This window comes from Mycolicibacterium novocastrense (assembly GCF_001570485.1).
Taxonomy (GTDB): domain Bacteria; phylum Actinomycetota; class Actinomycetes; order Mycobacteriales; family Mycobacteriaceae; genus Mycobacterium; species Mycobacterium novocastrense.
In genome coordinates, this window is sequence record NZ_BCTA01000036.1 from 446,870 (window position 1) to 460,318 (window position 13,449).

11 protein-coding genes are annotated in these 13,449 nt (G+C 68.6%); 2 read left to right on the forward strand and 9 right to left on the reverse strand.

The window, feature by feature from the left end; translation table 11 throughout:
- Nucleotides 1-114 precede the first annotated feature (114 nt).
- Together RMCN_RS15290 and RMCN_RS15295 are read left to right on the forward strand one after the other, a co-directional pair.
- Entirely contained in the window at nucleotides 115-624 is a 510-nt protein-coding gene (locus RMCN_RS15290; protein ID WP_201028848.1) for a hypothetical protein, read from the forward strand.
- Nucleotides 621-1,088 (forward strand): ferritin-like domain-containing protein, encoded by a 468-nt coding sequence (locus RMCN_RS15295; RefSeq protein ID WP_067390541.1) that lies wholly within the window; start codon nucleotides 621-623, stop codon nucleotides 1,086-1,088. The genes RMCN_RS15290 and RMCN_RS15295 overlap by 4 nt, the downstream gene beginning before the upstream one ends.
- Before the next feature lie 96 nt (nucleotides 1,089-1,184).
- Here RMCN_RS15295 and RMCN_RS15300 read toward each other — a convergent pair whose 3' ends face one another.
- From RMCN_RS15300 to mqo, 9 genes are all read right to left on the reverse strand, one after another.
- Nucleotides 1,185-2,927 carry a proline--tRNA ligase gene (locus RMCN_RS15300; protein ID WP_067390544.1) on the reverse strand — a complete coding sequence of 581 codons (1,743 nt, stop codon included), beginning with the start codon at nucleotides 2,925-2,927 and terminating at the stop codon, nucleotides 1,185-1,187.
- Nucleotides 2,928-2,954: 27 nt separating this feature from the next.
- Nucleotides 2,955-4,472, reverse strand: a complete 1,518-nt coding sequence (locus tag RMCN_RS15305) for an MFS transporter (RefSeq protein WP_064414965.1) — start codon at nucleotides 4,470-4,472, stop codon at nucleotides 2,955-2,957.
- Nucleotides 4,473-4,597: 125 nt separating this feature from the next.
- Nucleotides 4,598-6,190, reverse strand: coding sequence for an MFS transporter (locus tag RMCN_RS15310; RefSeq protein WP_064349871.1), 1,593 nt, complete (start codon nucleotides 6,188-6,190; stop codon nucleotides 4,598-4,600).
- Between the two features lie 32 nt (nucleotides 6,191-6,222).
- A complete protein-coding gene (gene cobA / locus RMCN_RS15315; protein WP_067390547.1) occupies nucleotides 6,223-7,428 on the reverse strand; it encodes a uroporphyrinogen-III C-methyltransferase in 1,206 nt (401 codons plus the stop codon).
- The gene (locus RMCN_RS15320; RefSeq protein WP_067390550.1) at nucleotides 7,425-8,828 is read right to left on the reverse strand and encodes a cobyrinic acid a,c-diamide synthase CobB; all 1,404 of its coding nucleotides are present in this window, start codon (nucleotides 8,826-8,828) and stop codon (nucleotides 7,425-7,427) included. The genes cobA and RMCN_RS15320 overlap by 4 nt, the downstream gene beginning before the upstream one ends.
- A gap of 103 nt (nucleotides 8,829-8,931) precedes the next feature.
- On the reverse strand, nucleotides 8,932-9,546 hold the full coding sequence (gene cobO, locus RMCN_RS15325) for a cob(I)yrinic acid a,c-diamide adenosyltransferase (RefSeq protein ID WP_067390553.1): 615 nt from the start codon (nucleotides 9,544-9,546) through the stop codon (nucleotides 8,932-8,934).
- Between the two features lie 13 nt (nucleotides 9,547-9,559).
- Nucleotides 9,560-11,407, reverse strand: coding sequence for a magnesium chelatase subunit D family protein (locus RMCN_RS15330; RefSeq protein WP_067390556.1), 1,848 nt, complete (start codon nucleotides 11,405-11,407; stop codon nucleotides 9,560-9,562).
- Nucleotides 11,404-11,850, reverse strand: coding sequence for a GNAT family N-acetyltransferase (locus RMCN_RS15335; RefSeq protein ID WP_064414959.1), 447 nt, complete (start codon nucleotides 11,848-11,850; stop codon nucleotides 11,404-11,406). Before RMCN_RS15335 ends, RMCN_RS15330 begins: the two co-directional genes overlap by 4 nt.
- The gene (gene mqo, locus RMCN_RS15340; RefSeq protein WP_067390559.1) at nucleotides 11,847-13,346 is read right to left on the reverse strand and encodes a malate dehydrogenase (quinone); all 1,500 of its coding nucleotides are present in this window, start codon (nucleotides 13,344-13,346) and stop codon (nucleotides 11,847-11,849) included. Before mqo ends, RMCN_RS15335 begins: the two co-directional genes overlap by 4 nt.
- Nucleotides 13,347-13,449: the final 103 nt, after the last annotated feature.

Below are 13,449 nucleotides of genomic sequence, written 5' to 3' on the forward strand. Positions count from 1 at the left end.
GTTGTCCGGACTCGATCCCGGGCGACAAACCTTGGAACCGACACTCCACGATACGCCAGCGCCGCCGCGGTAAACGCCAAACGAACACCGATGCGAACAGAGCGCAATGGCAAGATGTTGTCCGTGCCGAGCTCCCCGCCGACCATCAGCAGGAGACGCGCATTGGTCTCGACCGCGGCATTGGCCCTGCTGGGCGCGACCGCGGCAGCCTGCGGCTCACCGCCCCCACCGCCCGAGGTCGACGAACTCGCTGCTCAACTCGACCGGGCCCGCGCCGACAGCCAACTGGCCACCGATGCGGCGGGCAACGAGCGCGGGGCCGTCGCGGAGGCGTTGACGGCGGTGGCCGCCGAACGCGCCGCCCATGCCCAGGCGCTGTCCGACGAGTTGGTCCGGTTGCGCGGCGAGGAGGCACCCACGTCGACTCCGACCAGCACGACCGCAGAGCCGGCGAAACCGCCCACCGTCAAGGACGCCGCCAACGCGCTGCGGGTTTCGGCCTCGAGCGCCGCCGAGCTCGCGGCCAAGCTCTCGGGCTACCGCGCCGGGCTCGTCGCCTCGATCGCCGCGGCGTGCACCGCCGCGTACGAGGTCGCCCTCGCCGAACCGGAGAAGCCGCGATGACCTCGGCGGAGCCCACCCCGACGCGGCCGTCGGATGCCGCCGACGGCGCGCTCTACGACGCGATCGCCACCGAACACGCGACCATCTACGGCTACGGCATCGTGTCGGCGCGTTCAGCGCCCGAGGACAACACGCTTGTGTCGAAGTCCATGGCCGAGCACCGCGAACGCCGCGAGATCGGGCTGCAGATGCTGGAGGACCGGTCGATCGCCGGCCCCCTGCCCGCGGCGGGCTATCAGCTTCCGATGGAGGTCAAGACCCCCAACGACGCCGCCCAACTCGCGCTGCGGATGGAAGAGGACGCGGCCGTCGCGTGGCGCGCGGTCGTCGAGCAGGCCACCTCCGAAAAGGAGCGGGCCTTCGGCGTCCAGGCGCTGACGCAGTGTGCGGTGCGGGCGGCGCGGTGGAGCCAGCTGCTCGGCACGACGCCCGTGACGGTCCCGTTCCCGGGCGGAAGCGAATAGCGCCTCACCGCCGAGTGTGGGCTCGTGTCACGCTCTGAGCGCCGCGGGCGTGCGGGTAACCCACGTTCGCGCCACGACGTAGGGCCGCCGCCCGCGCTAGGTCCGCAGGGCGGCGACGATCTCGTCGGCCGCACCGTCGACGGCGATCTCGCGGGTGTCTGCGGTGAACCGGTTGCGCAGCTCGACGACGCCGTCGGCCCAGCCGCGGCCGACCACGACGAGCCACGGCACCCCCAGCAGCTCGGCGTCCTTGAACTTCACCCCGGGCGAGGCGGTGCGGTCGTCGAGCAGTACATCGATCCCGCGTCCATCCAGCTCGCCGGCCAGGTCTTCGGCCCCGGCGCGTGCCGCGGCGTCCTTGTTCGCGATGACGAGGTGGACGTCGAACGGGGACACCTCCGCCGGCCAACGCAGACCGAGCTCGTCGTGGTGTTGTTCGGCGATGACGGCAACCAGCCGCGACACCCCGATGCCGTAGGAGCCCATGGTCAACCGCACCGGTTTGCCGTTTTCACCGAGCACGTCGACCTCGAACGCGTCGGTGTACTTTCGGCCCAGCTGAAAGATGTGACCGATCTCGATACCGCGCGCGCTCACCAGCGGCCCGGCTCCATCCGGCGACGGGTCGCCGTCGCGCACCTCGGCGGCCTCGATGGTGCCGTCGGCGACGAAGTCCCGGCCCGCCACCAGGTCGACGACGTGCTTGCCGGGTTCGTCGGCGCCCGTGATCCACGACGTGCCGTCGACCACCCGGGGATCGACCAGATAGCGAACCGCGTTGTCCAGCAGAGCTTTCGGGCCGATGTACCCCTTGGCGAGGAACGGATACCTGGCGAAGTCGCTGTCGTCGAGCAGCGCATACTCGGCCGGTTCGAGCGCAGCGCCCAACCGTTTGTCGTCGACCTCCCGATCACCGGGCACACCGATGCCCAGCAGCTCCCACTCGCCGCCGGGCACGCGGGTCTTGAGCATCACGTTCTTCAGGGTGTCGGCGGCAGTGACGGTGCGGTCGAGCGTCGCGTTGGCCCAGTCGACCAGCGTGGCGATCGTCGGGGTGCCCGGGGTGTCGTAGACCTTGGCCTCGGGCTGGCCGTCGAGCGGCAGCGGCGCCGGGGCGGCGGTGGTCACCGCTTCGACGTTGGCGGCGTAACCGGATTCCAGACAGCGCACGAACGTGTCTTCGCCGATCTCGCTCTCGGCCAAAAACTCCTCGGACGCGCTGCCGCCCATCGCACCCGAGACGGCCGAGACGATGACGTAGCGGACGCCGAGGCGGTCGAAGATGCGCCGGTAGGCGTCGCGGTGGGCCAGGTACTGCGTTCGCAGACCGTCGTCGTCGACGTCGAACGAGTACGAGTCCTTCATGACGAACTCACGGCCGCGCAGGATTCCCGCCCGCGGGCGCGCCTCGTCGCGGTATTTGGTCTGGATTTGGAACAGCAGCAGCGGAAAGTCCTTGTAGGAGCTGTACTCCCCCTTCACCGCCAGGGTGAAGAACTCCTCGTGCGTCGGGCCGAGCATGTAGTCGTTGCGCCGGCGGTCCTGCAGCCGAAACACGCTGTCGCCGTACTCGGTCCAGCGGTTCGTCGTCTCGTACGGCCCCTTCGGCAGCAGCGACGGGAACAGGATCTCCTGACCGCCGATCGCGGTCATCTCGTCGCGAACGACCCGTTCGATGTTTCGCAGCACCCGCAGCCCCAGCGGCAGCCAGCTGTAGAGCCCGGGCCCGACCGGTCGGACGTAGCCCGCGCGGATCAGCAGTTTGTGGCTGGGCACTTCGGCGTCGGCTGGGTCGTCACGCAGGGTGCGCAGGAACAGTTCCGACATGCGGGTGATCACAGGCGACAACCTTACTGACCGCCCGAGCTACAGCTCGCCGGCCTCCACGGCTTCCTTGGTGTGCTGGGCGGAGGCGATCTGACGGGACGAGAAGCCGATGAAGAACGCGGCGATACCGACCAACACCGCGACACCGGCGACCCACAGCAGCGAGTAGGTGTAGCCGTAGCCGAGCGCGTCGAGCTGGGCCGGCGTCATGTCCTTGACCGGTCCGGTGGTACCGCCCAGATACAGCGTGCGCGACGTCTGCACCGCTTGGATGACGACGAGCACCAACGGGCCGCCGAGGTTCTGCACCATCAGCGTGATCGACGACACCGGGCCGATCTCGCCGGGGCCCACTCCCGCGATCGCGCACAGCGGCAGGATCACCGCGATGGCGCCGATACCGAAGCCGCCGATCACGATCGGTGCGAACAGGTCCGGGAAGTAGGGGATGCTGCGGTCCAGCGTCGACCCGTAGAGCATCGCGCCGAGGACGAAAAGGCCGCCGCCGAGGATCAGCCAGCGTGGCGCGACGTGCGGCGCCAGGCGGGCGGCCACCGCGGTGCCCACCCCGAAGGCCAGCGCGAACGGGATGAAGCAGATGCCCGCCTCGAGCGCCGAGTAGCCCAGGACGTCCTGCACCAGCAGGCCGATCATCACGGTCAGCGTCAACAGCACGCCGCCGGCCAGGAACAGCGCGATGAACGTCATGACCCGGTTGCGGTTGTCGAACACCGAGAACGGCACGATCGGGTGCTGGGCGGTGCGTTCGACGAGCAGGAAGCTGATGAAGAAGATCGCCGACGCGACAGCCGCACCGATGACCAGCGGGTCGACCCAGCCGCGCGGCGGGCCCTGAGTGAAGACGAGCACCGCCGACGAGCAGCCCAGCGTGGCGAGCAGCGCACCGGTGACGTCGAGTTTGAGTCGCTCGTGGTGTGTTTCGGCGAGTTTGAGGACCGCGATCGTGATGATCGCGATGCCGATCGGCACGTTGATCAGAAACGCCAAACGCCAGGAGATCACCGTCAGTGCGCCACCGAGCACCAGGCCGAGCACCGAGCCGATGCCCTGCATGGCCGCAGATATGGCCAACGCCCGGTTACGCGCCTGGCCGACCGCGTACGTCGTCGCGATCAGCGCAAGCCCCGTCGGTGCGGCCACCGCCGCCCCGGTGCCCTGCACCGCGCGCGCCACGATCAGCGTCGCGGGATCGGTGGCCAGACCGCACACCAGCGACGCGATCGTGAAGACGCCGACGCCGGAGAGGAACGCGCGCTTGTGACCGATCGCGTCGCCGACGCGGCCACCGAGCAGCAGCAGTCCGCCGAACGCCAGAACGTATGCGGTGATCACCCAGCTCTTGCTGGCGTCGGTGAGGCCGAGGTCGGCCTGCATGCGGGGCAGCGCGACGATCACGATGGTGCCGTCGAGCGTCGACATCAGCTGCATGCCGGTGATCGCGATGATCGCCGGGCCCAGAACCGACTTCGCGAGCGGCAGCGCCGCGGGCGGCACGGGTCGGTCCGTCGACTCGGAGGAACCACCGACGGCAGACATGGAAGGCCACCCTACCGAGTGCGATTTCGGTGTAGTCGGTCGCGGCGGATGCGACAGACCGATGTCGAGCTGAAGCTCTCCGGAGTTGGATGTCGAGCTAAAGCTCTCCGGAGTGGGATGTCGAGCTAAAGCTCTCCGGCGTCGATCGCGTCCTTGACTTCCTGGGCATGCGCAACCTGCGACGCGCTGTAGCCGATGAACAGCGACGCGATCCCGACCATCACCGCGACCGCGGCCACCCACAGCAGCCCGTACGTGTAGCCCTGGTCAAGGGCGTGCAGCTGTGCGGCGCTCATATCGTTGACGGGGCCGGTGGTGCCACCCAGATACAGCGTGCGCGACGTGATCACCGCCTGGATGATGGCCAGCACGACGGGCCCGCCGAGGTTCTGCAGCATCAGGGCGATGGCCGACACCGGGCCGATCTGGTCGAAGCCCACCCCGGCGATCGCCGACAGCATCAGCGGCACCACGATCATTCCGATGCCCAGCCCGCCGACGGTGATCGGCAGCACCAGGTTCGGGAAGTACGGGATGTTCGCGTCGAGCGTGGAGCCGTAGATCATCGCACCGAGCACCAGCACGCCGCCAGCGATGACCAGCATCCGCGGCGGGAACATCTGCACCAGCTGCGACGAGAGCCCGAGTCCGATCCCGAGCGCGATCACGAACGGAATGAACCCGATGCCCGCCCGCAGCGGGCTGTAGCCCATGATGTCCTGCACGTACAGCCCGATCAGCACGGTCAGCGTGAACATCACGCCGCCGGCCAGGAACACCGCGGCAAAGGTCGCGACCCGGTTGCGGTCCTTGAACAGGTCGAACGGCATGACGGGGTTGGCGGCGGTGCGCTCGACGTAGAGGAACGCCAGGAAAGCGGCGCACGCGGCGAGACCCGAACCCAGCGTGATCGGCGACAGCCAGCCCTGTTCGGGACCCATCGAGAACCCGAACACCGCTGCGGTACAGCCGAGCGTGGCCAGGATCGCACCCGCCGCGTCCAGCTTGAGCCGTTCGCGGTTCGTCTCCCGCAGCGTCTTGCGGGCCAGGTGGATCATCACCAAGCCGATCGGCACGTTGATCAGGAACGCCCAGCGCCACGACACCTCGGTCAGCGCTCCGCCGACGATCAGGCCCATCACCGAACCGATACCGGTCATCGCGGCGAAGATCGCGGTGGCCGCGTTGCGGGCCGGACCCTTCGGGAACGTCGTCGCGATCAGCGCCAGTGCGGTGGGTGACGCGATCGCCGCGCCGACACCCTGCAGCAGGCGAGCGACCACCAGCGTCGCCTCGTTCCACGCGAGGCCACACAGGATCGAGGCGATGGTGAACAGCGCCACGCCGACGATGAAGGTGCGCTTGCGGCCGATCGTGTCGCCGAGTCGCCCGCCCAGCAGCATCAACCCACCGAAGGTCAGCACGTAGGCGGTGATCACCCAGCTGCGACCGGCGTCGGAGAGGCTCAGCTCGTCCTGGATCTTAGGAAGCGCGACGATCGCGATCGTGCTGTCCATGGTCGCGAGGAGCTGCATACCGCCGATCGCGATGACCGCCGCGATGAACCTCGGCGACGGAAGCCACGTCGCGGACCTGCCGGTTTGCCCGAGCGCAGACCGAATAGAGGTCTTCTGGGAATGGGGTGGAACCGCTCGATTTGCCCCGCCCTCGGCGTCACGGCGCATGGCAGCACGCTCTGCGTCATTGAGAGCCGTCATACGGGTTACCTTACAGTAATCTTAAGAATCCTTTATCCGCCGAAGGCGGCCACGGGCCCGATGACGATGATCGCAGGGGGCCGAATTCCGTCCTCCCGGATGCGTTCTGCCACATCGGCGAGCGTCGCGCGCAAAGTCCGTTGTGCGGCTGTCGTGCCGTGCTGGACCACCAGAACCGGCGTATCCGCAGGTCGTCCGCCTTCCAAAAGAGCCGTGGCGAACAGTTCGATGCGTTCGACCGCCATCAGCAACACGATCGTGCCGGAGAGCGCGGCCAAGGCATTCCAATTCACTAACGATTCGGGATGCCCGGGCGCGACATGCCCGCTGACCACGACGAATTCGTGCGTGACGTGCCGGTGGGTGACGGGCACGCCGGCGAGCGCGGGAACCCCTATGGCACTGGTCACACCCGGTACGACGGTGACCGGGATGCCGGCTTCGGCGCATGCGAGCACCTCTTCGTATCCGCGCGCGAACACGAACGGGTCCCCACCCTTGAGTCGCACGACGAACTTGCCCGCTCTCGCGCGGTCGATCAGCAGGCCGTTGATCGCGTCCTGAGCCATGGCCCGGCCGTACGGGATCTTCGACGCGTCGATGACCTCAACATGCGGTGGCATCTCGGCCAACAGTTCCTGCGGTGCCAGTCGATCGGCGACGACGACGTCGGCATGGGCCAACAGCCGGCGACCGCGAACGGTGATCAACTCGGGGTCGCCTGGTCCCCCGCCCACGAGCGCGACGCCGCCGTGCACGACGTCGGTGGTCGCCGAACTGTCGGGTGCGATGAGCCCGCGCTGCATGGCCTCGCGGATCGCCGACCTGATCGCCGCCGAGCGGCGGTGCTCACCGCCGGCGAGCACACCGACCGACAGCCCCTCGTACTCGAACGATGCCGGGGTGACGGCCGTGCCCTCGACGGCCACGTCCGCACGGACACAGAAGATGTGGCGGTCCTCGGCTTCGGCGACGACGGCGGCGTTGACGGCCGGGTCGTCGGTGGCCGCGATCGCGTACCAGGCGTCCTCGAGGTCGCCGGCTGCAAACGCGCGTAGCTGCAGGGTGATTCCGCTCATCGCCTCGACCGCGGGGGTGGCTTCGCGCGCGATCACCACCACGTCGGCGCCGTTGGCCACCAGGAGCGGCAAACGACGCTGCGCCACGCTGCCGCCGCCGACGACGACAACCTTCCTGCCGGTCAGGCGCAGACCGACGAGATAGGCGTTCTCGGTCACTGCTCCGGATCCTCTTCGCGCGAACTCATCGGCGCGAGCTTAGAGGTTGCGGCCGCGGCCACGAAGCGGCTGATCGCCCGCGGGTGTGCAGCGGGGTGGGTGTGCAGATAGCCGGCATGCACGGCGCCGTCCACGACACCGTCCCTCCTTCGACCGATCGCGTGGCCGGTGAAGATCCACGCCGGTGCGTAGTCGTCTTTGAAAGTGACTGCGGTGCGGTGAAATTCGTGCCCCATCATCCGGTCGCCGATCGAGTGCAACGGCGAGTCGGCCACCACGACGGCTTCTCGGTAGCCGAGTGTGAGGCGGTCGGTGAACGTCGCCGAGCCGGCGATCACCCCACACATCGGATGACCGTCGAGGTCGTCGACGAGGTAGGTCAACCCCGCGCACTCGGCGTGCACGGGTGCCCCCGACGCCGCGAGTTGCCTGATCTGCGTGCGCGCGACCTCGTTGGCCGAGAGTTCGGCGACGAACTCCTCCGGGAAACCACCGGGTACGACGAGGGCGTCGGCGTCCGGTGGCAACGGGTCGGTCAGCGGGTCGAACTCGACGACCTCGGCACCCGCAGCGGCGAGGACCTCGCGATGTTCGGCGTAGCCGAAGCTGAAGGCCCTGCCCGACGCCAGCGCCACCGTAGCGTTTCCGCCGACCGGCGTTGTCTCCTCGGCGTCCCAGGGGTCGTCCATCACCCGGCTGTCGGCCAACGCCGCGATCCCCACCAGATCGACATGGCGGCCGACGAGTGCGGTCATCGCCTCCACGGCTTCGCGCGCCCTGTCCCCGTGTTCGACTGCGGTGACCAGACCCAGATGCCGTGAGGGAACGGACAATTCGTCGCTGCGCGGAATCGAGCCGAAGACCGGGACGCCGGCGTGTTCGCAGGCCTGACGCAACACCTCCTCGTGGCGCAGCGAGCCGACGCGGTTGAGGATCACCCCCGCCACGCGAACCGATGGGTCGAACGTCGAAAAGCCGTGCAGCAGTGCGGCGATGCTGTGACTCTGTCCGCGGGCGTCGACGACCATGACGACCGGCGCGCCGAGCAGCGCGGCGACGTGTGCGGTGGATCCGAACGCGTTGCCGCGCGACTCCTCGGTGATGCGCCCGTCGAACAAGCCCATCACGCCTTCGATCACCGCGATGTCGGCCCGGGCGCTGCCGTGCCGGTACAGCGGGCCGATCAGGTGCTCTCCCATCAGGACGGGGTCGAGGTTGCGGCCGGGCCGCAGCGAGGCCAGCGCGTGATAGCCGGGGTCGATGTAGTCGGGGCCGACCTTGAACGGCGCGACCGCCCGGCCCGCCCGCCGCAGCGCCCCCATCAAACCCGTTGCCACGGTGGTCTTTCCGCTACCCGACGCGGGCGCGGCGATCACCACCGCCGGCGTCGCCCTGCTCACGTCACCCTCCGCGCCGGCCTACACCACAGCTGCGAGCGACCGTGTTTGCACGCCGACACACCGCAAATAGTGTCATTCCGCGGTCGCTCGCGCCGACCGAGAGTCACCACTCGATGCCCTTCTGGCCCTTGCGGCCGACGTCCATCGGGTGCTTGACCTTGGTCATCTCGGTGACCAGATCCGCGGCATCGAGCAACTGCTGCGGGGCGTCGCGCCCGGTGATGACGACGTGCTGCATCCCGGATCGCGAACGGATCGTCTCGACCACCTCGTCCACGTCGATCCAGCCCCACTTCAGCGGGTAGGTGAACTCGTCGAGCACATAGAAGTCGTGGCGTTCGTCGGCGAGCCGTCGCGCGATCTCGGCCCAGCCGTCGGCGGCCGCGGCGGCGTGGTCAACCTCGTCGCCGTGTTTGCGCGACCAGGACCACCCCGACCCCATCTTGTGCCACTGCACCGGCCCCCCGACACCGTGCTCGTCGTGCAGCTTTCCGAGCTCGCGGAAGGCCGCTTCTTCGCCCACCTTCCACTTGGCGCTCTTGACGAACTGGAACACCGCGATGTCGAAACCCTGATTCCATGCGCGCAGCGCCATGCCGAACGCCGCGGTCGACTTGCCCTTACCCGCACCGGTGTGCACGGCGAACATCGGAGCGTTGCGGCGCGCGCGGGTGGTCAACCCGTCATCGGGAACCGTCAGCGGCTGACCCTGAGGCATACGAAAACCCCTTTCAGGCGGCGGTGCGGACGACGTCGGTGAGGCTGTCCGCCCGGAGCTGGGCCAGCCGCACCGCCGGGGCGCCCAGTTGTTCGGCGAGCTCTTCGGCCAAGCCCAGCCGCACATATGACGTTTCGCAGTCCACCACGACGGCGGCGGCGCCTTCGGCCACCAACCGCGCGGCGGCCGATCGCGTACGCCCCAACGGGTCGGCACCGCCGGTGGCGCGCCCGTCGGTCAGCACCACCACCAGGCTGCGCCGCGCGCGGTCGCGGGCCTTCTCCCGGATGACCAGGTCGCGGGCCGCCAACAGGCCTTCCGCCAGAGGCGTCTTGCCGCCGGTGTCGAAGCGGGCCAGCCGCCGGCTGGCGATATGCACCGACGACGTCGGGGGCAGCAGAACTTTCGCGTCGCGCTGGCGGAATGTGATGACGGCGACCTTGTCGCGCCGCTGATAGGCGTCGCGCAGCAGCGACAGCGCCGCACCGCCGACCGCGGACATCCGGTCGCGCGCGGCCATCGAACCCGACGCGTCGACCACGAAGATCACCAGGTTCCCTTCGCGGCCCTCCCGGATCGCGCGCCGCACATCACCTGGCTGCGGCCGGGGCGCTCCTGGCCTCCGTTGCCCCTCCACGGCCGCCAGCAGGGTGCCGAACACGTGCACACCGTGACCGGTCCGACCGTCGGACGTGGCCGAAATCGTCTTGCCGGTGCGGTTACGCGCCCGCGACCGGCGACCGGGCGCCCCCTCGCCCACCCCGGGCACCACCAGAGAGCGGGTGCGGAACACCGCCGAGGGCGCGGCGCTGGGTCGTGAAGCACCACCCGAATCCCGTTGCGACGGTTGCCCGTCGCGGCCGTCACCCTCCGGCGATGACGCGCCACCGCCCGGCGGTTCGGGGTCGGGGTTCTCGTCGGCGGCCTCGTCGGCCTGGGCCATCGCGTCGTCGAGTTGGCCGGGGTCGAGGCCGGGATCGTCGAACGGGTCGCGGCGTCGACGGTGCGGCAGCGCGAGTTCGGCGGCCACCCGGATGTCCTCCTCGGACACCACGTCGGCCCCGCGCCACGCGGCGTGCGCGACCGCGGTCCTGGCGACCACCAGGTCGGCGCGCATACCGTCGACGTCGAATGCCGCGCACAGCGCCGCTATGCGACGTAATTCGCTGTCCGGCAACGAAACCGAATCGACCGACCTGCGGGCCGCCGCAACCCGTTGCGCCAGCTCGGCGTCGGCTTCGGCGTAGCGCTGCGCGAACCCGAAGGGATCGGCCTCGTACGCCATGCGCTGCCGGATCACCTCGACGCGCACGTCGACGTCGCGCGATGCCCGCACGTCGACGGTGAGGCCGAACCGGTCGAGCAGCTGCGGACGCAGTTCGCCCTCTTCGGGATTCATCGTGCCGATCAGAACGAAGCATGCCTCGTGACTGTGCGACACCCCGTCGCGCTCGACGTGCACCCGGCCCATCGCCGCGGCGTCGAGCAGCACGTCGACCAGATGGTCGTGCAGCAGGTTCACCTCGTCGACGTAGAGCACGCCCCCGTGCGCGCGGGCGAGCAGTCCCGGCGAGAACGCGTGCTCGCCGTCGCGCAACACCTTCTGCAGGTCCAGCGAGCCGACCACCCGGTCCTCCGTGGCACCTATCGGCAGTTCGACCAGCTGACCAGTGGCGCCCGACGCCCCGTCCGCTGCGGCGGCCGCTTCGAGCACCTTGGCCAGCCCCCGCACCGCCGTCGACTTCGCGGTGCCCTTCTCCCCGCGGATCAGCACCCCGCCGATGTCGGGTCGGATCGCGCACAGCAGCAGCGCCAGCCGCAGACGGTCATGTCCGACGATCGCGCTGAACGGATAGGTCACGGCTTCAGCATAGGGACGTGCGGAATGCCGTCCTGCATGAACTCCTCTCCGTCGCGGACGAAGCCGAGGCGGGCATACATATCGGCCAGGTACGTCTGCGAGTCGATGCGGCAGGGATAGTCGCCCACCTCGGCCAGCGCGGCCTGCAGCAGCCGGGTGGTGTGCCCATGCCCGCGCGCCTCGCGTTTGGTGCACACCCGCCCGATGCGGAAACCCTTCTGCCCACCGGGATGCTCCTCCATCAGACGCAGCGTCGAAATGACCTCACCGGTGGCGGTTTCCAGCCAGAAGTGCCGCGTCTCGGCGAGCAGATCGCGGCCGTCCAGTTCGGGATACGGAATGGCCTGCTCCACGACGAAGACCTCGACCCGCAGCTTGAGCAGTTCGTAGAGTGTTGCGGCGTCGAGGTCGCGAGACCAACTGCGGCGCAGCGCAACCGTCATCCCGTGGCCACCGCCGAAGACTCGTCAAGACGCAGCACCCGCGTTCCGTACGACCACACCTCGTCGAACAGTGCCGGCTCGGAGGACAACTCGTGTCCCAGCGAAGGCACCATGTCCTTGATTTTGGACTCCCACGCCGAATAGCGCTTGGCGAAACAGCGTTGCAGCACCTCGATCATCGCGGGCACCGCGGTGGAGGCTCCCGGGGATGCGCCGAGCAGCCCGGCGATGGTGCCGTCACCGGAGGTGAGCACCGTGGTGCCGAAGTCCAGCACACCCTTGCCGCTCTTACCGCAGATGACCTGCACCCGCTGCCCGGCCACGTTGAGCTCCCAGTCCGATTCCGTTGCACTGGGCGCGAATTCGCGTAACGCTTCGATTCGCTCGGCATCCGACAGCATCAGCTGGCCCACCAGGTACTTGAGCAGTCCGAACTGGGTGAGTGCGACGTTGACCATGGACGCGACGTTGTTGAGCGTGATGGATTCGGGCAGGTCGAACACGTCGCCCTGTTTGAGGAACTTCGGTGACCAGCCCGCGAACGGCCCGAACAGCAACCAGGACCGGCCGTTGATGACGCGCGCGTCCAGGTGTGGAACCGACATCGGCGGCGCGCCCACCGGAGGTTGGCCGTACACCTTGGCACGATGCGCATCGGTCAGACGCGAGACGTCGGTGCGCAGGAACTTGCCGCTGACCGGGAAGCCGCCGAAGTTCTTGGCCTCCTTCATGCCTGCCTTCTGCAACAGGTTCAACGCCCCGCCGCCCGCGCCGACGAACACGAAGCCGGCCCTGAGCTTGCTGGTGCGCCCGGTGCGTAGATTGGCCAGTTTGAGGGTCCACGAACCGTCGGACTCCTGGCGCAGATCGCGCGCCTCGTGCCCGAAGTATGTGGTCATACCGCGCTGGGCGACGTAGCCCAGCAACTGGCGTGACAGGGCACCGAAGTCGACGTCGGTGCCCTGGTCGGTCCAGTTGAGCGCGACCGGTTCGGAGAAGTCGCGCTTTTCGGCCATCAGCGGCAGTCGCCGCGCGAACTCGTCCTCGTCCTCGATGTACTCCATGCGTGCGAACAGCGGGTTCGTCACCAACGTGTCGTAGCGGCGCCGCAGATACTTCACGTTGTCCTCGCCGTGCACGAAGCTCACGTGCGGGATCGGGTTGAGGAAGCTGCGCGGATCGCTGATCAACCCGTTCTCCACCGCGTACGCCCAGAATTGGCGCGTCATCTGGAACTGTTCGTTGACGCGTACCGCCTTCGAGATGTCGATCGACCCGTCGGGCTTCTGCGGGGTGTAGTTCAACTCGCACAGCGCCGAGTGGCCGGTACCCGCGTTGTTCCACGCATCGCTGCTTTCGGCGGCCGCCGCGTCGAGGCGCTCGATCAGTGTGATCGACCAGTCGGGCTCCAGTAGGCGCAGCATGGCGCCCAACGTTGCGCTCATGATGCCGGCCCCGATGAGCACGACGTCTGTCTTCCTCGGTTCGTCAGACACTCTCAGTTCCCCCGACTGGACTCGGTCTCTCGCGGCGGCCAGTGAGATCCGGCCCCGGGCATGGTCGATCATCAGGTTAGCCCGCAAACGGCGTTCTCAATCC